The organism is Virgibacillus dakarensis (genome assembly GCF_900155625.1).
Taxonomy (GTDB): Bacteria; Bacillota; Bacilli; order Bacillales; family Amphibacillaceae; genus Lentibacillus_C; species Lentibacillus_C populi.
In genome coordinates, this window is sequence record NZ_LT732554.1 from 2,693,499 (window position 1) to 2,715,707 (window position 22,209).

Consider the following 22,209-nt stretch of genomic DNA (forward strand, 5'->3'; position numbering starts at 1 on the left):
TAGTAACATGGGAAAAATAACAAAGGAGCTCTTTTTGGAAGTATTGGAAGTTTTAGATGAGAAGCTTGAGGAAAACAGGTTGGAACTTACGTTAAATATCTATGGTGGAACGGTTATGATGGCTTGTTTTGATGCAAGACCTGCGACAAAAGATATTGATGCATTATTCGATACATCTCCTCTTATTGACACTATCTTAATCGATATAGCAGAAACGTACGGCTTAGCTGAAGACTGGATTAATCAGGATATCAGAGAACCATTAAAATATATGAAGGATGAACACTTAAAAGAAGTATATCAGTTTAAAAATCTTAAGGTATTAGCACCAAGTGCTGAGCAAATGCTGGCAATGAAAATATTATTTGCCCGCCCTGAACCATACAGGGATTTTATGGATGTGGAATATTTGGTGAACTATCTTGAAATAGAAACATTAGAAGAAATCATTGAATTATACGATAAATATGTTGGCAGAAGGCATTTAAGGGATAGGCAAAAAATGTTTCTAAATTATGTTGGAAGGGACTTGAATAAGGATTGGAAAGAGTTTTCGATATAATAAACGCGGATGATTTTAATTTTTCCCTTACAAACCTGCTGATTGATCTATATTCCTCGAAGTATGAAATGTATTTTAACGAATTGGATTTTGATGAAAAAGCAATCGATAACCTGGATAGTAAACAACTTGATAAATTAACCAAGTTGGCAGCAGTTATTGAGTATGTAGGGAATAGACAGCCAAAAGCTAAACTGTACCCTTGGATTTTTTCCGGAAAATTAAAGCTGGAATATCCTTATACTCCTGGTGTAGAGAAGGGGAGTATTGCAAGAGTTAGACGGATTTTTTCTGCGCCAAAGGAATTTGCTTTAAGAAATGTGTTTTATGATGAACATACATTAAAACCCATATAAAAATAAATATGTAACATTAATCCCTTTTCAGTTCGTTTGTGAACAAAAAGGGTATTTTTATAAAATCGAAACAAGATATGATAAGATGATAAGCATAACATAAACGAGCGTAAAGGAAGTTAACAATGCCGAAGCAGACAGCACCAGTGAAAAAGAACGAAACCATTACCCTGACATTTGAAGATCTGACCCATGAAGGAAATGGGGTAGGGAAAATCAATGGCTATCCATTATTTGTCCCAAATGCACTTCCTGGTGAGGAAGCAAAGATAAAAGTGGTTAAAGTAAATAAGAATTATGGGTTTGGCAAGCTTCTGGAACTAACGAAGGAAAGTCCCGAGCGAGTAGAGCCAGTATGTGATGTTCATTGTAATGGATGCGGCCTCCAGCATATGAGTTACCGGCTGCAGCGGAAGATGAAACAAAATCAGGTAAAGAACGCGTTGAAGAAAGTTGCCCATCTGGAAAACGTCCCGATACATCCGATCATTGGCATGGAGAATCCACTAAACTACCGTAACAAAGTGCAGATTCCTGTAGGGGAAAGGGACGGCCAACTTATCACAGGGTTTTATCAGAAACGGAGCCACCGCATTATTGAGAATACAGATACATGTATCACACATAACGATGTAATCAATGAGGTAGTGAAGGCTGTCAGAGACATTGCGAACCGGCTTGGAATTGGGGCATATAACGAGGAAAAGCATCGTGGTGTATTAAGGCATATCATGGTGCGGACGGGACAAGCAACAAATGAAATCATGGTCGTACTTGTTACACGGACAGAAAAACTGCCGAATAAAGATGTTTTGGTAGAAGAGTTGACGAAGGCATTTCCTAATATGAAATCCATCATGCAAAACATCAATGATAAGCGGACAAACGTTATTTTAGGCCGAAAAACGAAACTGCTTTGGGGCGAGGAATATATTTACGATCGGATTGGTGGCCTGACTTTTGCTATTTCAGCTAAGTCATTTTATCAGGTGAATCCGGTGCAAACCAAAGTTTTATATGATAAGGCCCTTGAATATGCACAAATTGGTGGCAATGATGTTGTCATTGACGCATACTGTGGAATTGGAACGATTGCATTATTTTTAGCGCAACAGGCTAAGAAAGTTTATGGTGTAGAGGTTGTTCCTGAGGCGATTAGCGATGCGAAAAAGAATGCCAAGCTAAACGGCATTACCAATGCAGAATTTTTCGTTGGAGAGGCAGAGAAGGTAATGCCATGGTGGAAGGCGCAAGGGCTAAAACCGGATGTTGTTGTCGTTGATCCACCACGAAAAGGCTGTGATGAGGCATTATTGAAGGCGATGACGGATATGCAGCCGAAGCGGATTGTGTATGTGTCGTGTAACCCAAGTACCCTGGCGAGGGATTTGCGGATTTTGGAGGATGGCGGGTATGATACGCAGGAGGTGCAGCCTGTTGATATGTTTCCGATGACTGGGCACGTGGAGTGTGTGTGTTGGTTGGAGAAGCGGTTGTCTAACTAAAGTAAACATTTCCCAAACAAAATAAACATTTCCCAAACAAAATAAACATTTCCGATACAGAGCCCGATTTCGTGAAAAAACAGGTGGGAAACAGGCGGAAAACGGTCATTTTGAACCAGAAAAGTGTGAAAATAGGGGTTCGGTCGGAAAAATTTATTTTAACTCCGACGGTGGAATGCGGGTTTTGTTATTACTTTACAGTACATACTATTCATTATTCAATGAACTAGTTTGAATGTTAACATGTGTAGAAGCCCACTGTAATAAAAACAGAGCCGTATCAACTAAAGCTGAAGCATGTTGAAATTGGCCCTATTCGAAGACAGTATTAACCGGTTAAGAGTATTGGTTCTCTATGGGTGGACTATATAAGTTTGTTCATGAATTCAAATCATTCAGTGTATCTGTTGCAGTTTGATTAGAATTATCAAGTGATAGTATTTTTTTACAAATTCTTATTGCGTGTTGGTCGCTTACTAGTTTATCAGGAATGCTGTTTAAAAATAGTAGATTTTCAAGACTTCCTATTTCTTTTTCTGCTGTAAGCATTACAGATTGTTTAGCATGGTATAGTGCAGAATTATATGCTCCTTCTATATGGCATAATGGGTTTACTAGAAGATCAAATGCTAAATCGTGTAACTCATTTGATTCTCTTTTGTTGATTAAAAAATTTATAAAACTATAATTTGCAATACTTTCGTTTTCATAAGTAATTTCTAATATCTCTTCTGAAAAAACATCAAAACTTAGATTGCTTGTTATTTCATCTGCTTTTTTAAAATCTGCATGTAGAATCAATTTTTCCAAGTTCTTCATTATTTATTCACCCACGCATCACTAATTTTAATTTTTCCTTTTACTCTTTTAAAAGTCACGGTTACCGTTTTACCGCTCATTTTCAAGGTCTTTTTTCTAACGCTCTTATACGCCGACTCTTTTCCGTTACGCATAACATGAGAGATTACCTTGGAGACATTGCTCCAGTTAGCTTTGGTTACTTTATTCCAATTATGTTTTGATTGCATTATGTGATTTATCTTATTCTTATTTAGACTAGTAACCGAAGATAGTACCTTTCCATAGCTTTTCTTCTTTACTGCGTTTTTGGCAGCTTTTTTACCATACTTTTTTATAGCATATTTGATTCCATATTTTGCAACTGCAGCTATAATTACCAGTGGTCAAGCCGATGCTTGAGCTTCCAGAGTATTCATGTCGTATATTTCGCCAGTCTCCGTATCAATAAAGGTAGCCGCAAATTCTTCTCCTTCTACTTGGTGAACCACGACATCAAGTTTTGGCTTTTCTTTGTGCCGTCAGTCTCTTTCATGATTCCCTCAACTGTAATTGCACCGCTTTCCGTGTCATACTCGACCTCTGTAGAAACAGTGATATCTTCCGTATTTATATCAGTATTAACAAATAAACTTATCATCAACCGTTTTTACTGCATTCATATCCAATTCTTCTGTAACTTCAATACCAAAGTCTTTTTTGATTTCTTGCTCGACTTTGGCAGAATTTATTTCTTCTGAATCATTACTTGCATCTGATTTTGTAAACACCTCATTAGGATTTGGAATTAAGGAAAACAATAGTGTAGCAACCATAAGATATATCAATAATTTCTTCATTTATAGTATCACCTTTTCTATTTAATTATAATTACACCATTACCATAGTCTCTATCAAAACCTTTTTCACCTAAATCTTTTACATAAGGAGACAAAAATCATAAAGTTCATTATTAGTAACTCAAGTATCGGACATGATAAATAAACCTCAACCTATGGTATAAATAGAACAGAGGTGATTTTATATCATGCTGCACCTGGATTAAGTAACGGGTTACGTAAGAATCCAGGTAATTTGTTAAAAAAGCGATCCAGAAATTCATTAATTTGTTCATCCGTTAGAAGACATTCTTCCGCAAGCATGGATCCTAATACTTCCAGTATGGTCATTAATGCTTCGGCAAAGCGAAGATCATCAAGCTCATCACAGCACATATAGAACAGCTGTCCAAGAGTTTTGGGATCTTCTTCCTCACGGGCGCTCAATGACAACATCATGTAACGCAGAAAGACAATCGTTGTATGTGCAGTCATGGAATCGTAGCTTTGACATTGAAACTCCTTGGCCAGTCGCAAATGAGATTTGACCACCTTGAAAAAGCACTCAATTTCCCAGCGCTTTCCATAAATTCGGATGGCATCTTCTTCCGTATGGGCGAGGTTGGTTGTTAAAAGTGCAAGCCACTTTTTGGAACGGTTTCGATCACGTACGAAAACAATCCGCGCCTGAATTTCATTGCCATTTTCGTCATCGTGACCAAGTCCAACTACGATGCTTGCAAGAATTTTGGCGCGACCACGCTTTTTGCGAACCTTTTTGTAAAGTTGGTTCAATGTGTAAGACTCTCCTTCATATGTATAGTGAATCTTTGGAGAACGTTTAATCATACAAACAACATGGAGAGGGTAGTTTTTCACGATTTTCGATATGATTGCCGGATAAGCAAACCAGCTATCAAAAAGAACGGTTTTCGCGCCAAGCTTTTTTGGATGAATGGAGTCCAAAAGATTGAACATTGTTTCGGTGCTCTTTTGTGTTGCCTCTTGGCGTCTATGATAACCGACTGTTCGCTTGTCTATTTTCGAGTCCATCTCTCGATAACGAGAGGCAACATTTTTGGAGCTTAAAAGCGAAAAAGCAAGTGGCATAAACGTAGCTCCATCAGACCAACCGAGTGTAAGCATACGGAAGCCTTTGAAATATCTCCCGGTTGTGTGATCTTTAACACGTGCAAGCAATTCAACGACCTTACTCCGATTGCGACTAAATAGAGAATCATCAAAGATCAGCACACGATCCCGGTCCTTGGACGTTAATGGGAGAATGTACTTTATAACGAGGTATGATCCAACACATGCAAGAAACTTACGCCAGTTATACGTAGGGTTTTTCAAAAGGTCGTATACAGTATCCTTTTGAAAATGCTTTGGAATTCGTTCGGATTCGAGTGCCCGGGAAAAGCCCATGCCATGAAGAACGAGTGCAAAAATGAATTGAACAATAATACGAGCAGAAACTCCCTTTTCCTTATGAATATTGGACTGATGCAGGAAAGTTCCAATTTTTGCTTGGGTGAAAAAACGCAGCATACGTGAGTATGTGTAAAATTATACTCGGTAGTAATTGCGGTACTTTTTGATAGCCAAAAAAGAGAAGGCGCTCTATCATTAAAATGTATGCTTTGCACGGCATAATACATTTTAGAAAGAGGCCTTCTCATGGATCATATTATATCAAAGCTGTATGAATTAATAAAGAATACAACGAATCTGGTGGAGTTTGAAGAAAGAGCTCAAATTTTAATGTATAACTTCTTTTCCTCTTTGATGGGGCGCATGTTCAGTGAATTAAATCAAGTCATTGTAGCACAAAGACGTGCAGATGACTGGAAAGTGGAAACCACAGATTCAAGAAGTGTACAATTTATGTTTGGGACGGTTACCTTTGATCATACGTTGATGAGGGATAAAAAAGGAAAGGCAGTCTATCCATTGGATGAGTGGATTGGTCTGCGGGATAGGCAACGATACAGTCCATTGGTGGAACTGAAAGTAGCCGAAATGGCGAGTGAAAGTACTTACCGGCAAGTGGCCCGTACTCTCAAGGAATGGACACCTGTAAGCTTAAGTCACCAAACGGTAGGAAATATGGTAAAGACTGTGGGTAAAGCCCAGGCAGAGATGGATCAAGAGATGGTGAAAGAGTTGGATGAAGCAGCGTCCCTGCCAGAAGGAAAAAAGGTTGATTTCTTTTATGCGGAGGCAGATGGTGTTTTTGTCCGCGGACTCCAAAAAAAACAGAGTATGGAAGTGCACCATGCGATCATGTATGAAGGATGGGAGAAAAACGGGAAACGTGTATCCCTTAAGGAACCGACAGTAATTATGACAACGCAATCTACAGATGCATTTTGGGATGAAACGCAGGCGATGGCATCCAGCCGATATACACTGGAAGACGCACAGGTTGTTACTAACAGTGACGGTGGCCCGGGTTATACAGTTGAAAGGTTTCAAGCTGCTTTTTCCCAATCGAATAAACCGATTTTAAACCAACTGGATGACTATCATATCTCACAAGGATTTAACCGTGCATTTGGCAGTGCAGGAAATGCCTATAAAGATGCAGGAAGAAAGGCACTGAAGGAACATGATTTAGAAGCATTCAAGCTTCAATTAGATACATACGAAAGCACATTGGAAGACGATAAGCAGATGGAGAAAATCAACGTCTTTCGCAGTTACATTCTCAACAATTGGGAACGCATTTACGACTGGCGGGATATTGTAACAGACAGCCCTAGAGATGCCAGGAAACTCGGTGCTATGGAATCCAACCAGCGGCATGTGTCTTTTCGTATGAAAAAGCGTGGAATGCATTGGAGTAATGATGGTGCGGAGGCAATGGTGAAAATCAAACAAGGCATGTTGAATAATACATTGCGTAACGCTTATCTGAAATGCAATGAACGGAGTACCAGGAAACAACGGGATGTAAAAAAAGCTGTCAGAGTGGCCCAATTATTACGTCAGCCAACACAACCATCTATTGGTGTAAAACAAGGTTCTGTCGCTTTATATGCGGCTCATTCAACAGCCATAGGTAACTTATTTAAAATATTACAATAAACCTCGTTTTTGATGGAACGGTCTTTGGTTTTTAAGACCGTTCTGTCAAAAATGAGGCCAGCAAGCGACAGCGCGGTAGCCGAACAAGGTGTACAAAATGGGAGCGCCTGAAATATTGGTATGAAAGCAACGTCGAGAAAAACTTGACACATACCATACGTGAATTTGATTTTTCATTTTCATTAGAATTTGGTAAAATAGTAGACAAGGAAAACATCCTTTCTTTGGTTGGTGTCGTTACCTATATTTTACCAAAGAATAGGGTGTTTTTTGTATTTTTTTGATTTGTTTTTGATAGTAAACCCTGATTTGATATGGGTTTGAACGGATTTTTTTACTCCGAAACTTGAGTTAGTAATTTTTCTTTTTGCTTTCCCCAACAAATTTGCGATTGAACCAGTTACAAATGCTGTGGCAAAAGAAGTACCATTAAATTCGCTATATTTATAATCATTGTCAGTTGATAGAATCATTACCCCAGGTGCAGCATAGTCTATTTTTCCTTTGCCGGAGATACTGGATCTTTTTAAGTTTGGTTTTAGAGCTGCAACAGATATTACACCCTTATATTTTGCTGGATAGTCAACACGCAGACCTAAATTGTTACCAGATGAAGCTACAATTATTACGTTGCTATTCAAAGCCCTTTGGATAGCTTCTTCCAGTTGTCTATGATTAATCTCAAAACCAAAGCTAATATTTATTAAATCTACATTTTGTTTTATGCTCCAATTGATTCCATCTATAACTGTCTCGACATTACTCTTTCCATTCTCATCTAGCACTTTGACATCATATAATACTACGTTGGGTGCTATTCCTACATTATTTGACTTGGAATTTCCTGTAATTATTCCAGCAACTGCTGTACCGTGATTGAAATTGTCGTTATTTTTTTCATCAGGATTTATAGCATTATATGTCTTCGCTACTTTGTCTTTTAAAGCACGGTGTCCATTATTGATACCACTATCTAATACTGCTACCTTAATACTTTTTTTAAAAACAACGTTCCGATTATTCTTTGGGTTTATTAGCCTAACTCTCCAGCTTTTTTCGTCTACGTTTGGAGAATATGTATCGTGGTGAACTTTTCGAGCTGTGGAGCAACCCATTAACAAAAATAAGATTAGAAATATTGTTATAAATTTATTACTTCTTAAATTAATCACTCTCTATTCATTTAATTCTTATTCTTGGTTGTTAATGGAAAAAATAAAAAAATTCAATCAGTTTATTATGCCATGATTCGGTAAGTTAAGCAATTTATATCTGTACGGGCTATCCATATGTTCTACCCTAAAAGTCAAATTGAGCATTTACAAGTAATATATGATGACACCATAGTTTGAAAAGCATTATATAGTGCACTATGCCAACTATTTTTCATTAAAATTCAGTATCTTTTCCATTCATTTTTCATCCGTTCTTTTCGCCGCTATCCCTTGCCATTTCCGATAATCACTTCAATGGCATCCAATATCTTTTCAATACCAATTCTGTTGTTCCTTTTGCTAAAATCCTTTTCTTCTCACGGTCTTTTCTTTCCTCTACTATCGAAGATCTTTATTTTAAAACCGAAAAAAAGGTGAAAAAATGGGTGAAAAAAGTATGGAAAAACAGCCAATTTTGAACCAAAAAATGTCCAAAATGGGGGTTCGGTCGGAAAACTTTATTTTATAGCCGACGGTGGAATGGGGGTTTGAGGTGGGAGATTTCGGAAGAGTTTATTTTAATTGCACAGATTTGTCTAGTTTAAAAATCCTCCTGCTAGTAAAAATAAACATTTGCTAATCCAGCACCCGTTTTGTTAAAATAAGCTTTGGCTTTTCGTAGCAAAATCCAATAATTTCTCGGGTTTTTAAACTTATACAATAGTACGATGCCTAATTACATTTAAGATAGACAATCCAAGCTAGACGCAGAGTAAAACATATTAGCGTATTGAGAATTAGAGTATTTTTTTCGATCGGGTGCGATGGTGGAAGAAACGCTAATACAAAACATAACAAAAGGAGCTTGATAAATAAGCTCCTTTTTGTGTGTTAGATGCACCGCTAATTGTGGTGCTGATTGCCTGGTAATAGTCCTGTTATTTCTGCCACTTTTTCCAGTTTTCGATCTCTGAATCGAACTACTTAATGAATACCGCTCTTTTTCTAATTGTGTCGTTTGTCATCCGCCAATTTTAATACCTACTTCTCATATAATAAACTGTTTGCCAAAGAATACAAGGCTTATGCTGTTTATATTCATTGGTCAACAAAGGCTTTATTTTTTTTCTCCGTTGACTTCGTTTTTGTGTAAAACACATAAACAACGTTCGCAATAACTAATATTATTGCAGCGGTTAAAAAGCCTAGCATGGTGTATATATTAAGATCGAATATTAAGGTCAAAATAGTTCCCACAACAAACGCACCCAAGCCTACTATACTAAGATACCACCTCGATCTATTTTTAGAAGACATATTAAATTTTCTCCTTTCCCCCGTTAAGAAGTATTCGTGTCTGAGAAACTTACAACTGCATTTGAATCCTAAAAATATTTTTCTGTTTCGTTAGATAAGTCATATGATTCATATAATTAATTTTCCTACTTTATTATTATCTGTGATTATAACAAATTATTTGATGATGCCCCACCTTATTTTTATAAAATTAGTGTCTTGACAATGGGGTCCACCTTAACATATGAAAATGAAATTTCAAATATGGAAACACCAGAGAATATTTATGAGAAAAAAGAAGAATCGGTTTATGTGTTACATGCTATAAAGAAGCTAAAACAACTGCAACAAGAGATAATTATTTTACGTTTCTATAACCAATTGAGTTTTAAGGAAATTGGAGAAATATATAATCAATCTGATACCTGGGCAAGGGTTAATTTTTACAATGGGATGTGGGTTGGTTAAAAGAAAATATGTTCAAAAAACTGAGGTCATGTAGGGAACTACAGCTTCTTACTTATGATGAAAATTCCGATGTACAAAGTTTAGAGGTAGTTAAAATACCTGATACGTGTTTAATTATGATTGAAGGAGTATTCCTGCAACGTACAGAGTGGAGAAGGTTCTATGATTTTATGATTTACTTGGATTGTCCAAGAGATAAGAGATATAATCGTGAAAGTGATGCTACACAAAGTAACGTGGAAAAGTTTAAAAATAGATACTGGAAAGCTGAAGAATATTATTTGAAGACCGAAACTCCACAGAAACGAGCTGATTTGGTCTTTCAGAATTAAATGTAAGAAGACGGCTTGCTTATTCTAAGTGCTAAATTAAAGATGTGTAGTGGAAGGGAGTTGTAAAAACCCCTCTCTGAAAGAATGAACTCATTAAACAATTCATCAAGCGATTCGACAGCTACACTAATTGTTCCATTTACATAGCAAGTAATGGTTTAACGGATTATTTGAAAGCAATTGTGAGTTATTATAATTTGGATGATTGGGTTGCTGAAACATTTAGTATTCAACAAATTGAATCGTTGAATAAATCAGGCTTAGTCCAGAGTATTGTAAAAAAATATGTTATTACTAATGGAGCTGTAATAGGAGACCCTATCAGATATAAATGCGCCTAAGAAAATGATTTAGTTTCAATAGGATGTAACTTTGATTTTGTAAGGGAAGATAAACTTTCTTAGGCCAATATAGTAATAGATGACCTGATTGAGCTAAACAATATTACCTAAATTATACAAATAGTTTGTTGAATTAATGTATCTGGTATCTTACAAAACAGAATGGAGTTATAAAAGTGAGTAAAAGTAGAATTTTTATCGTTGCATCTTTATTAGTAGTTGTATTGGTCGTATTTACTGGTTGTAATAATTCATCTGATACGTCTAGTTCAACAACATCAAGTGATAGTTCAACAGCTATACCAAAGAATGAGGATGAAAAACAAAATAGTGTCAAAAGTGATTCACCAGATGATACTGACACCACCGATTCAAATGATCAAGGAGATACTTTAAAAGAGGATGAAGAAGACGTACCTATAAATAATACGACAGTGAGTCTGAAGGAAGAGTATCTCAAAAAACTAAATGATACTAAAAAAGAAACGGATGAAATGGAAGCAGAAGATACATCAACATACGCTTTGAAAAAAGTGGAAAACGATACATGGGATATTTGGGATGAATTGTTGAATGAAATTTATGGAGCTTTAAAGGAGCAACTGCCACCAGAAGAGATGGACCAATTAAGAGAAGAACAACGGAATTGGATAAAATATAGAGATGATAGTGCATTGGAAGCATCACTTAAATATAAAGGTGGTACACAGGAGCACTTAGAATATGTGACTGTGTTTGCAAATCTTACAGAAGAAAGATGCTTTGAATTAGTTGAAGACTATATGTAGTAATTTTTCCTTCACTGACGTATACACGAGAGGAACTTTTTAATGGATTACATACAACATTTGAGGTCAATTGTTGGTAATGAAAAAGTATTTATGGTGGTGGCAGGTGCGTTTGTTTTCGATAAAGAAAAACGTGTTCTTTTACAGCAACGTACCGATAATTAACAAAAAAAGAGAATGTGGCAAGGTTATTAACTTGTTCATTAGCTTATAAAAGGAGAGATTTATTATGAACTTACTAGTGCAGACTATAAAACCTTGTTCTTTCTGTGTGAAGAAATGAATCATGATAACAATATAACATATATAAAACAAAAACAACTTGCCGAACATTTAGAAATGAATAAAGGTAATATTTCAAGGTCTATAAAAAAATTAAGAGAGAAACAATTTATAGTAAAATGTGAGAATGGATTCATGATTAATCTCCATTTATTTTATGTTGGAAGAAGAGGTTTGCAAATGCGTTTCGAACTAAGGGATAGATTTGATTGATACTTTAGTAATAGATACTGGAGTGTCCACTAGATTTGATTTAAATGAGGATGATCATCAATTAGAAGAGTTGACGGTTGAGAAAATCACTAAAGAAGATGACATTAATCCATAAAAGGTGGAAGAGGGCTTAAAAGGTATGTTTTAACGTTTTCCCACAATCCTGATCAATGTTGAATAACTATCCTTGTATAGAAAAGTATTAAATGAAGTATCGTTTAAAATTTGAAACTTAATAGGTGAAAATATATGCAATTGCCGAATAACGGTAAAGAACCACAAATTCCAATGTGATACTTTGAGTGGATATGAAAAGTAAAGAACATTTTTTAAAAAAGCCGCATTTTCAACGGAAGAATGCGGATTCACAACGTTAAAAGTAAACGACTTTATTTTCTTTCACTTAACAATACGTTGAATCATGATAATAAAGTTGTGTAAAAAATAATAAAGTCGTATAATTCATGAAAAAGTTATATAAAAAACACTTAGCTGATGTTCCGCAATCGGGTCGATTGTCGAAGATCACGGCTATATAATGATCAAACTTTAATCTAAATCCATAGATGTTTACTGAACAATAATGTTCTTTTACGGTTGTAGCTATTAGGAAAATGTTTGTTGACAACATTGCAATAGGAATGGTCTTATGTTATTTTTATAATGATCGTTCTATATAAAAGGGAGTGTTCTTTTTGTGAGTAAAAAGAAACAAGATCTCATTGAACATGCGGAGCAGTTATTTTATGACCATGGTTTTCACGCCATTGGCTTAAAACGAATCGTCAAAGAAGCAAATGTTGCTCTTATGACATTATATAATCATTTTAATTCGAAAGAAGATCTGATCCTTGAAGTCCTTAAAAGACGAAATGAAAAATACTTTTCTATCTTGAAAGCATCCGTGAAAAATCCAAAATACTCCATTGTATGGTCTTTAGCGGAAGCCCATAGTGATTGGATTCGAAAACATGATACGAATGGATGCATGTTTTTAAGGGCTAAAGAAGAGTTTTCTTCTAATGATGACCATGAGATTGTCCAATACGTAAATGAGCATAAAAGATTATTGCTTGCTTTTTTTGAAGAACTCGGCTTCAACTATAGTGAGGCTACACAATTAGTCCTCTTGTTCGAAGGAGCCACTGCTTTAGCAGAAACTTTAAATGTGGATGATGTGGTTACAGCATTTATGCATTCCATAAAGTCTACGGAGCTCCATATGAGGGGCGAATGAGACAGGGGCATACAAGGGAAAATCTTAGGGCGGTATCTGTCTGGGTTTTTTCTTTTTACCAAAAACATAATGATCGTTCTATATAAAAAGAGGTGTTGTTAATGGATTCAAAAAGGTTAATCATGGCTGGTTTACCCATGATTGCAGTAACTTATGGTTTTGCAAGGTTTAGTTATGGATTGGTTCTCCCTTATTTACGGGAGTCTCTGGATATCAATCCATCAGTGGCAGGAATGATCTCTTCATTATCGTATTTGGCATATTGTATAGCAATTATAATGGCGATGTTGTATATGCGGAAAGTTGGTCCCCGTATGCTGATTTTAATAGCAGGGATTACAGCAGCAATGGGAATGGGCATCATATCGATGGCTAACGGCGCAATCGTACTTGGCATTGGTATCTTTATTGCTGGCTTAAGTACGGGGTTGTCTTCTCCACCTTATGCAGATGTAATTAAAGAATGGGTGGATCACGAAAAACGTTCTCCAACGAATACATGGATCAATGCAGGTACTAGTTTGGGAACAGCATTAACAGGCGTTATGGTCATTTTTTTAGGCAGCAACTGGAGACTGACGTACCTTCTATTTACACTTATAGCGATCATTATACTGATACTTAATTATAGGGTCATTCCGCAAACCAAGGATACGGACAAAAATTCCCAGGCCCAAGCCTTTCATGTGACAAAAAAGGATCTTGTTAATGCTTATCCCTTAATTTTATCTTCTCTGCTATTAGGGATTTCGAGTGCGGCTTATTGGACGTTTTCAAGGGACTTGTTGTTTCAAATGGAGAATGTTCCTGAAGCTCTCACGCAAGGATTTTGGATCATAATTGGCCTAGCAGGAGTGTTAGGGGGATTCGCCGGATATTTTAGCTCGAAAATTGGATTATTATACTCCTACCGATTGAGTGTCATTTTGCTGGAAGCTTCTTCCTTATTATTAGGTTTATTTACAAACGTCTTCCCTGTTGTCATATCAGCCATTTCATTTGGAAGTTCGTATATATTCATGACAGGTGTTCTGATCATTTGGGGCATCAATATCTTTAAAACAAATTCTTCATTTGGTCTTGGTTTACCATTTTTACTATTAGCTTTAGGTCAAGTGTTTGGTTCATTAATTGGAGGAGTGGTTGCTGGGCTTACAGGTTATGAAGCCATGTTTATCATATTTGCTATGACCGGTTTTATTGCTTTAATTTTTAAACCAAAAAAATAATTTTAACTACTTAAGGATTGGGTTAAATGTCGTTGTCTATACGAAATTCGAAATAGAATTAATCTTCCTATTCTACGAACGGGCGCTTAACTGGAATAAAGGTTAGCGTCCGTTTTCCTTTTTAAGGCTATACTGTTGAGGAAGGAATTACTTGTAAGTAAAAAAAGAGAAAATATCTTGACGAAGGGACCGTCTGGACGGTACACTAAAATAAGCAATGAATTGAAGGGGATATACAGATGTCTAAGAACGATACAAAATATAAAATTCTCAAAGCTGCGGCAGACATCGTTCAAACAGATGGAATCTTAGATTTAACATTGGCAGCCGTAGCGAAGAAAGCTGGTGTAAGTAAGGGCGGGCTTCTTTACCATTTTTCTTCTAAGAATGCACTAATTGAGGGAATGATCCAACACTCCCTGCAAAGTTACACTGAGAGAATTAAAAAGGAAGCGGCTCATGATTCTCTGAAGAAAGGAAAATGGACCCGTTCCTTTATCAAAGAAACGTTTCAACAGAGTACGTCCAATGAAAACATGGATGCAGGATTAATGGCAGCTGCTGCACTTAACCTTGGTCTATTAAAACCGATACAAGATGCCTACAGGGAGTGGCAAGATTATATCGAACAAGATGGACTTGACCCGATTCACGCAACAATTTTAAGACTAGCAATGGATGGTCTTTGGTTTTCTGAGATTTTCGGTTTGGCTCCTTTAGAAGACGACCGCCGCAAACTTGTTCTGGAGAGACTTATTCAGTTAACACAAGAGAACTGAAGATAGGCGTACCTTTTGCCATCTTTCATTAGAAATGGCATTTTTACTGAAACGAGCTGCCCGGTTTAACGATTTAGGGGGGATGGGGGTATCCTTATGGGTAAGTATCAAAAAAGAGGAAAATTTGCAAAAAGTCAAAGGACGCCGAATACATTGAAAAGGGTTGGCATTTTCCTTTTCATACTTTCCTGGATTTTGTATGGCATCGCTTTCGTTGTTCCCTTTACTCCCCTTTCCACAAACACAAAAGTCATCATGGCTTCTTTATTCGTAGTGTTAGGAGAATCTGCATTTTGGATTAGTTGTATCATTGCTGGCAAGGAAATGATGAAGCGTTATAGAAAACACTTGAATCCTGTAAATTGGTTTAAAAAGTCAAGGGATAAAAATTCTCAATAGCAGAATATAGAATGTTTTGGTATTCAGTTTTACTAGCTAATACAAGAAAAGATTATTCAGGAACGGGTGCCTATCTGGAATAAGAGGCGCTCTTTCTTGATTTAGGGGTATATAGCAAGGGCTTATTTGCTAACGACAGTTTAGTTTAAGGGAGGTAAAATAGAAAGTGTAATGATATTTAAATATGGAGGATTACAACATTAAATGAATCTTAGGGGAAATATCTACTATTGTTTAAGTGGGAAACAGTAGAATTAAATACGTTGGATTTTAGGTACCTATAATACTGACAATATATTCAGCAATCGGACCACATTATTGAATACGGTAGATCATGGAGAAAAATGGAATTGACTGTTGTAACCTTATAAATACTATGATATGTTTAAATGCTAAGCGAAAAAACTGTTACATGGAGGTGGAGCAAATGCCATCAATTCAGGATGATCCAAATTCAACATCTAAAAGTGACGAAGAGCTTCAGAGGGTAACGGTTGGAGATGCTAAACCTCACAATGCTCCTATCACCCTCCTAGAGTATGATCCATGTTGGCCGAAGCTATTTGACCGAGAGGCTAATCGGATTCGTTCCGTACTCGGCACCAAGATATTGCAATTGGAGCATGTTGGATCTACCTCAGTGCCGGGACTTTGTGCCAAGCCAATCATTGACATTTTAATGGTTGTAAAGGACTCTGCCGATGAAAAGAACTATGTCTCTGACTTGGAGGAAGCTGGCTACACTTTACGTATACGAGAACCTGAATGGTTTGAGCATCGTCTACTCAAAGGTCCAGATACTGATATCAATCTGCACGTATTTAGTAAAGGAGCGTCTGAGGTCGACCGGATGTTACGTTTCCGCAATTGGCTACGATCCGACAATTCTGATCGAGATAAATATGCAACCGTCAAGCGTAAACTAGCTGGGCTTGAATGGCGACATGTCCAACACTATGCGGATGCTAAAAATTCAATAGTCAAAGAAATTATGGAGAGAGCAAAAGCATTTGAATAGAATGCTTGATGATACTGTTCACGGTTATACTCTTGAAACATGGCTTGTTTAATATTACCCATAAAAAAATAAAAAACCCTACCCGGCCGTTCACTTTCGTCTTCCCCTGTAGAGAATAATGTTAAAATAACAACGGTTATTAGTGATAGCCCAAGTGATTTAAAAAAAGCAATGCTAGAATTAAAACAGGCTTGGGAGATTGAGGACTAGACTTGCGTTGTGGAAAAGTTTTATAGGAAAGGATATATTATGAAACAAAACAAGTATGATGATGTTAATTTCTTTTCAGAATATGAAAAAATGCCAAGATCAGTCAAAGGGCTTGAAGGTGCGGGAGAATGGCCAGTTTTAAAAGCATTATTGCCAGAGTTTAAAAATAGAAGAGTACTTGATTTGGGATGTGGTTTCGGTTGGCATTGTCGATATGTACGTGAACACCAAGCAAGTTCAGTAATTGGAGTAGATATATCCGAAAAAATGCTTGAAATAGCCCGTGAAAAAACAGACGATCCTTTAATTACGTATATTAAAATGCCAATTGAAGACATAAATTTTTCGGATACACAATTTGATGTGGTGATTAGCTCGTTAGCTTTTCACTATATTAAATCTTTTGAAACAATTTGCGAAAAAGTTTATCAATATCTAAAACCTGGAGGTTCTTTTATTTTTTCAGTTGAACATCCAATTTTTACTTCTCGGGACGAACAGGATTGGTATTATGATGATCAAGGAAAACGTCTTCATTGGCCAGTGGATAATTATCAATCAGAGGGAGTGCGAGAAACAACTTTTCTAACAGAAAACGTGATTAAATATCACCGTACGTTTTCTACCTATATTAATGATTTAATTCATGCTGGTTTTAAAATAAATGCAGTTAAGGAACCTATGGCTACTGAAGAAATGGTAAAGAATGTTCCGGAAATGAAAGATGAAAACAGAAGACCAATGTTTTTAATCATCTCAGCAGAGAAGTAATTATTTATTTGGTGCAAGTCTATTCTTACCCGATTTACTTGCATGGTTCTTTGGCAATAGGTAGTTAAGGAACTTAGGGAAAATCCGAATAAAAAAGGAAATGATTCTAATCTAAGATTCATTTCCTTTTTGTTTAAGTAACTCAATTAATTTATATAAATAATGTGCACCACGAAGCTGGTGTTCAATTTGATAATCCATATATGCCAGTGAATCCATCGTGATTCTTCTCGCCTGTGTGACACTTTGCTGGTTGATTTTTTCCATTACATCTCTTACGATATCAAGTAAGTAAACGGATGATTGGACGGTTCGAATGATTAATAAACGGCGAATATCTTCATGATTATACTTCCGATAGCCACTTTCAGGGTCTCTGTTAGGTGTAATCAATCCTTCCTTTTCCCAATGCCTAAGAGTTGTAGCAGGCACTTCTATTTCTTGTTCCACTTCACCGATTGTATACCATTTTTTACTTCTCTTCTCTAAAAAACTTTCCATATTATCGGGTTTCAATATTTCCAAAGCCTTTAATGCTTGTTGCTTTCTTTGAAATAAATCTGCTTGAATCTTATTTACCTCCCATAAGGCCTCAGTAAATTTATTGTTTTGAATCATTGGCATGATTTTTCTAACGGTTGCCATCCCAAAGCCGGGATACATTGCCCGTATGCATTGGAAATAAGCCTCATGTTCTTCTGTATATATACGATATCCATTTGGCTTTCTCTGCGCCGGCGGAACAATACCCCATTCTTCATAATGACGTAAAGCACTTGTCCCAACATCCAATTTCTTAGCAATATCTATTGGTCTTAGTTCCATATGAACCTCCGAAAATCATTTTATTTGTTAAAGATTACATTAAAACATTAAAGTAGCGTGGCCGGGATTAATGGTTTAAAACCCCGTCATAATAGTAACATAATACCCAAAACCTTGCACTTGCATAAATGTTATATGCTTATATTAGAAGATGTAAAGGAGGAGTTCGGTTTTGAACAATGTAATGATTGTAAAAGGTGCCAGAGAAAATAATTTAAAAGAGCTGTCTGTATCGATTCCCAAAAATAAACTCGTTGTGCTAACAGGTCCATCTGGCTCAGGAAAGTCTACGCTAGCGATGGATACGTTATTTAATGAATGTCAGAGACAATATTTAGAATCTATGGGTTTACAAGGGATAAATAAGCCAAAGGTTGATTCAATAAGAGGACTTTCCCCAGCTATTAGTATCAACCAACAGATTACAAATAGAAATCCGCGTTCAACTGTAGGTACGGTAACAGATATGTACACGAGCTTACGGATGATTTTTGAAAAACTTGGTAAGAGAGAATGTCCGGTTTGTCGTCATGAGATTCATCCGACATTCAATACAGAGGAGATTGAAAAAGAGGAGGGAAGTTTTAAGGAGTTTATTTACTGTTCTAACTGTCACCATCGAATGGAAAAATTGACACGAACCCACTTTTCTTACAATACGACAGAAGGGGCTTGTCCTACTTGTAAAGGTCTTGGTGAGACAGTCGACATTCATCAAGAATCTGTCTTTCACCAACAACTTTCTATTGAGGAAGGAGCCGTTGATATATGGAAAGGACGCTATGCAGATTATCAAATATCAATTGTAAAAGCTGCCATGTCTTATTATGGTGTGCCAATTGAAGATGGGCTTCCTTTGAGGGAATACAGCCTTGAACAGAAGGCGATTCTATATTACGGTGTTGATAGTGATGAAGTAAAAAAATACTTTCCCGATAAGAAACCTCCAAGGACTATGGATAAAGGAAAATTTGAGGGTGTCCTAACAGGAATGTGGAGAAGGTTTGCAGAAAAGTCCGGTTCGTCTGCCGAGGCAGAAGCGTATTTTTATTCTCAAGTATGCCCTGATTGTCAGGGTGATCGATTAAATGAAATAAGTAGAAGTGTGACTGTAGAAAATATAACAATTCCAAAGTTAGTAAATCATTCTTTGGAAGAAATGCTCAAATGGACCCTTCATCTTGAGAAAGCATTAGATAAAGAAGGTTATTTGATTGTTGAAACCTTCATACAAGATTTGCAAACGAAACTAACCCGAATTACGAAAATTGGGCTAGGTTATCTGACATTGGATCGTCAGGTGATAAGTCTTTCAGGAGGAGAAGCACAAAGATTAAGATTATCTGCCCTTCTTGATTCAGCATTAACAGGTGTGCTTTATATCATGGATGAGCCAACTGTCGGTTTGCATCCAAAAGATACGTTAGGTCTCGTAAGTGTTCTAAAAGGGCTTAGAGATTTAGATAATACAGTATTAGTCATTGAGCATGATGCAGATGTGATGAAAGAAGCAGATTACATTGTTGATATGGGGCCTGGAGCAGGTAAGGTAGGCGGAACAGTAGTTGGACAAGGTACATTACAAGAACTAATAAAGCAAGAAAAATCTGTGACAGGGAAATATTTACGTGAAGAAGGAGAAGTTAATAGAACATATCGAGAAGGGAATGGACAAGAAATAACCGTTCATCATGCAACTGTTCATAATTTAAAGGATATCACAGTAACTTTCCCCATCGGGTGTCTCACGGTGGTGACAGGTGTGTCTGGTTCAGGAAAATCATCACTTGTTTTTGATGTTTTAGCAAAAGGGAATGACAAGATTCATCAAGGTTTTGATCAAGTAACAGGACTTGACCATTTTAATCAGATGATCATAGTTGGTCAATCTCCACTCAGTAGGATGAAACGATCAAATGTAGCAACATATATTGATGTGTTTACGCATATTCGAAATATTTTTGCTAAAGTTAAAGCTGCAAAAGAAAAAAGGCTAACTGCTAAGCATTTTTCATTCAATACAGTAGGTGGACGCTGTGAAAACTGTCAAGGACTAGGTTATGTAACCACGAATATGCTTTTCTTTCCAGAGCTGGAGGTTGTTTGTCCAGTATGTCATGGCAAACGATTTCAACAAGATATTTTGTCGGTGAAATATAATGGGTACTCCATTAATGATGTACTCGAAAGCTCTATTCAGGATTGTTTACATTTCTTTAAAGAAGAGAAAAAAGTCAAAGTAGTTCTCGAATTACTTGTTGAGATTGGTTTAGGCTATTTAAAGATGGGACAGTCTTTAACGACACTTTCAGGTGGAGAAGGACAACGGCTAAAACTAGCAAAAGAACTAATAAAACAAGGAAATAAGAGCTCGCTATATTTATTAGATGAGCCAACAACTGGATTACATCCAAATGATGTCACTCAATTATTAAAATTATTGAACCGACTCGTAGATGCCGGAAATACCGTTATTATGGTGGAACATAATAGCCAAATGATAAGAGCTGCTGACTGGGTTGTTGATTTAGGTCCTGAAGGAGGAGCCAAAGGTGGTCAAATTATTGCTGAAGGAACACCGGATTCAATTGTAAAAAGTCCAGAATCTTATACAGGTCAGTATCTATAACATATATCTTATTAATGGTATTAAAAGAGGTGAAACTATACATGAAACTTAATCATTTGAATTTAACTGTTAATGATGTTGGGGTTTCCAAAGGGTTCTTAGAAACTTATTTTGGTCTGACATGTGTAGGGAGCGGTGGGAGTGGGTTTGCTGCAATGTTTGATGATGAAGGCTTTGTGCTGACTTTAATGAAAGGTAAGAACGTCCAGTATCCTCAAACTTTTCATATTGGATTTCCACAAGAGAATAAGGAGAAGGTAGACGAAATTAATATGCGTTTGAAAAACGATGGTTATGACGTTGATCCTCCTATGGAATCTCATGGCTATACCTTTTATGTTAAAGCACCTGGAGGATTTACCATTGAAGTATTAGCATAATATTAATATAAAAAAAGAATAAGGGCTTCTTTTTTACCAGAGATGATTACACATTTCCCCTACTGTTAGTCATCTCTTGTTGTACTAATTGGTGCTTCAATGGAATAGAGAGAAGACCTATAGGACTCATTTCAGAGCATATTGTTATTACAAAAAATATTCCTGCGAATGTAATATCATATGTACCCGCTAAATTCCTCTTCCTTCGGCTAAAATGTTGGTAGCTATTGTTTAATAGCTTGTCGCCAAAGAATCGGGAGGAACACAATGTATGAAATCTTATTCAATCGTTTTTTTAATACAACTTCAGGCTGGATCCAATAGTGTTTCAGTCTTTTTTCTTGATCAAATATTTCTCCATTCCCTTGCCAATACTGTACAGGGGTCTGCAGTTGTCTTATTCAGTTGTTTTCTCCGCCACATAATTCGGATCTTCCAACCATTACACCATCCCAAAATCGCTACAACTCGACCCTTTTCTCTGGATTCTTTTTTCTGTTCCGGGAAGAACCTAGTTCCATTTCTATGAGGGAATAAAGAGGGGGGTGGAGTCTTGGGAGATAAGGGCTGGGGCGGACTTGGGGTAGGGAAAGAGGGAGTTCCAGATAAGTAAAGTAGAGGGAAGAAAAAGATTGGAATTAAGATAACAAAGACAGTAATGTTGTTCTATGAAAGGGACCTGATTTCTGAGTTATACTTCATTAGATTAATGGCATCTATGTTAAAATG

General features: G+C 36.6%; 21 protein-coding genes and 2 pseudogenes. 17 read left to right on the top strand and 6 right to left on the bottom strand.

Translation table 11 applies throughout. The features are described 5' to 3' along the window. Positions 1 to 7 precede the first annotated feature (7 nt). The 3 genes from CZ382_RS22485 to rlmD all read left to right on the top strand — a co-directional run bounded on the left by CZ382_RS22485 (position 8) and on the right by rlmD (position 2,423). On the top strand, positions 8 to 562 hold the full coding sequence (locus CZ382_RS22485) for a nucleotidyl transferase AbiEii/AbiGii toxin family protein (protein WP_088053294.1): 555 nt from the start codon (positions 8 to 10) through the stop codon (positions 560 to 562). Continuing rightward, positions 541 to 918 carry a hypothetical protein gene (locus tag CZ382_RS22490; RefSeq protein ID WP_235000489.1) on the top strand — a complete coding sequence of 126 codons (378 nt, stop codon included), beginning with the start codon at positions 541 to 543 and terminating at the stop codon, positions 916 to 918. The genes CZ382_RS22485 and CZ382_RS22490 overlap by 22 nt, the downstream gene beginning before the upstream one ends. Positions 919 to 1,043: 125 nt before the next feature. Continuing rightward, the gene (rlmD, locus tag CZ382_RS22495) at positions 1,044 to 2,423 is read left to right on the top strand and encodes a 23S rRNA (uracil(1939)-C(5))-methyltransferase RlmD (protein ID WP_088053295.1); all 1,380 of its coding nucleotides are present in this window, start codon (positions 1,044 to 1,046) and stop codon (positions 2,421 to 2,423) included. A 378-nt stretch (positions 2,424 to 2,801) separates the two neighbouring features. Here the strand turns inward: rlmD and CZ382_RS22500 are convergent, their stop codons facing one another. From CZ382_RS22500 to CZ382_RS22515, 3 genes and pseudogenes are all read right to left on the bottom strand, one after another. Beyond that, entirely contained in the window at positions 2,802 to 3,242 is a 441-nt protein-coding gene (locus CZ382_RS22500; RefSeq protein WP_235000490.1) for a hypothetical protein, read from the bottom strand. Next, positions 3,242 to 4,060 (bottom strand): annotated as a pseudogene (locus CZ382_RS24460) (SAR2788 family putative toxin). The gene CZ382_RS22500 and the pseudogene CZ382_RS24460 overlap by 1 nt, the downstream one beginning before the upstream one ends. A 186-nt stretch (positions 4,061 to 4,246) precedes the next feature. Continuing rightward, entirely contained in the window at positions 4,247 to 5,590 is a 1,344-nt protein-coding gene (locus tag CZ382_RS22515; RefSeq protein ID WP_088053299.1) for an IS4 family transposase, read from the bottom strand. A 129-nt stretch (positions 5,591 to 5,719) separates the two neighbouring features. On the opposite strand from CZ382_RS22515, the gene CZ382_RS22520 reads away from it, so the two are divergent. After that, on the top strand, positions 5,720 to 7,129 hold the full coding sequence (locus CZ382_RS22520) for an ISLre2 family transposase (protein WP_088049780.1): 1,410 nt from the start codon (positions 5,720 to 5,722) through the stop codon (positions 7,127 to 7,129). 248 nt (positions 7,130 to 7,377) lie between these two features. Here the strand turns inward: CZ382_RS22520 and CZ382_RS22525 are convergent, their stop codons facing one another. Beyond that, a complete protein-coding gene (locus CZ382_RS22525) occupies positions 7,378 to 8,301 on the bottom strand; it encodes a S8 family peptidase (protein ID WP_140392762.1) in 924 nt (307 codons plus the stop codon). Between the two features lie 1,080 nt (positions 8,302 to 9,381). Beyond that, positions 9,382 to 9,600, bottom strand: a complete 219-nt coding sequence (locus tag CZ382_RS22530) for a hypothetical protein (protein WP_088053301.1) — start codon at positions 9,598 to 9,600, stop codon at positions 9,382 to 9,384. Positions 9,601 to 9,804: 204 nt separating this feature from the next. On the opposite strand from CZ382_RS22530, the gene CZ382_RS22535 reads away from it, so the two are divergent. The 11 genes and pseudogenes from CZ382_RS22535 to CZ382_RS22595 all read left to right on the top strand — a co-directional run bounded on the left by CZ382_RS22535 (position 9,805) and on the right by CZ382_RS22595 (position 17,646). Beyond that, on the top strand, positions 9,805 to 10,047 hold the full coding sequence (locus CZ382_RS22535) for an RNA polymerase sigma factor (protein ID WP_088053302.1): 243 nt from the start codon (positions 9,805 to 9,807) through the stop codon (positions 10,045 to 10,047). Positions 10,048 to 10,492: 445 nt separating this feature from the next. After that, a pseudogene (locus CZ382_RS24465) lies at positions 10,493 to 10,783 on the top strand (nucleosidase); the annotation flags it as partial. A 113-nt stretch (positions 10,784 to 10,896) separates the two neighbouring features. Beyond that, positions 10,897 to 11,508 (top strand): lysozyme inhibitor LprI family protein, encoded by a 612-nt coding sequence (locus tag CZ382_RS24470; RefSeq protein WP_235000491.1) that lies wholly within the window; start codon positions 10,897 to 10,899, stop codon positions 11,506 to 11,508. Positions 11,509 to 11,550: 42 nt separating this feature from the next. Further along, positions 11,551 to 11,673, top strand: a complete 123-nt coding sequence (locus tag CZ382_RS24595; protein ID WP_268811340.1) for an NUDIX hydrolase — start codon at positions 11,551 to 11,553, stop codon at positions 11,671 to 11,673. Between the two features lie 57 nt (positions 11,674 to 11,730). Continuing rightward, entirely contained in the window at positions 11,731 to 12,003 is a 273-nt protein-coding gene (locus CZ382_RS24950) for a MarR family transcriptional regulator (RefSeq protein ID WP_407701336.1), read from the top strand. 697 nt (positions 12,004 to 12,700) lie between these two features. After that, on the top strand, positions 12,701 to 13,240 hold the full coding sequence (locus CZ382_RS22565) for a TetR/AcrR family transcriptional regulator (protein ID WP_088053304.1): 540 nt from the start codon (positions 12,701 to 12,703) through the stop codon (positions 13,238 to 13,240). Positions 13,241 to 13,341: 101 nt separating this feature from the next. After that, positions 13,342 to 14,469 carry an MFS transporter gene (locus CZ382_RS22570; RefSeq protein WP_088053305.1) on the top strand — a complete coding sequence of 376 codons (1,128 nt, stop codon included), beginning with the start codon at positions 13,342 to 13,344 and terminating at the stop codon, positions 14,467 to 14,469. A gap of 239 nt (positions 14,470 to 14,708) precedes the next feature. Continuing rightward, a complete protein-coding gene (locus tag CZ382_RS22575; protein WP_088053306.1) occupies positions 14,709 to 15,248 on the top strand; it encodes a TetR/AcrR family transcriptional regulator in 540 nt (179 codons plus the stop codon). 96 nt (positions 15,249 to 15,344) lie between these two features. After that, on the top strand, positions 15,345 to 15,647 hold the full coding sequence (locus CZ382_RS22580) for a transporter suffix domain-containing protein (RefSeq protein WP_088053307.1): 303 nt from the start codon (positions 15,345 to 15,347) through the stop codon (positions 15,645 to 15,647). Between the two features lie 427 nt (positions 15,648 to 16,074). Next, positions 16,075 to 16,665, top strand: a complete 591-nt coding sequence (locus tag CZ382_RS22585) for a GrpB family protein (protein WP_088053308.1) — start codon at positions 16,075 to 16,077, stop codon at positions 16,663 to 16,665. A 249-nt stretch (positions 16,666 to 16,914) separates the two neighbouring features. Beyond that, the gene (locus CZ382_RS22595) at positions 16,915 to 17,646 is read left to right on the top strand and encodes a class I SAM-dependent methyltransferase (protein ID WP_088053309.1); all 732 of its coding nucleotides are present in this window, start codon (positions 16,915 to 16,917) and stop codon (positions 17,644 to 17,646) included. Between the two features lie 111 nt (positions 17,647 to 17,757). Here the strand turns inward: CZ382_RS22595 and CZ382_RS22600 are convergent, their stop codons facing one another. After that, positions 17,758 to 18,471, bottom strand: a complete 714-nt coding sequence (locus CZ382_RS22600) for a MerR family transcriptional regulator (protein WP_088053310.1) — start codon at positions 18,469 to 18,471, stop codon at positions 17,758 to 17,760. Positions 18,472 to 18,643: 172 nt separating this feature from the next. On the opposite strand from CZ382_RS22600, the gene uvrA reads away from it, so the two are divergent. Together uvrA and CZ382_RS22610 are read left to right on the top strand one after the other, a co-directional pair. Further along, positions 18,644 to 21,100 (top strand): excinuclease ABC subunit UvrA, encoded by a 2,457-nt coding sequence (uvrA, locus tag CZ382_RS22605; RefSeq protein ID WP_088053311.1) that lies wholly within the window; start codon positions 18,644 to 18,646, stop codon positions 21,098 to 21,100. A 41-nt stretch (positions 21,101 to 21,141) separates the two neighbouring features. Continuing rightward, the gene (locus CZ382_RS22610; protein ID WP_088053312.1) at positions 21,142 to 21,480 is read left to right on the top strand and encodes a VOC family protein; all 339 of its coding nucleotides are present in this window, start codon (positions 21,142 to 21,144) and stop codon (positions 21,478 to 21,480) included. Positions 21,481 to 22,209: the final 729 nt, after the last annotated feature.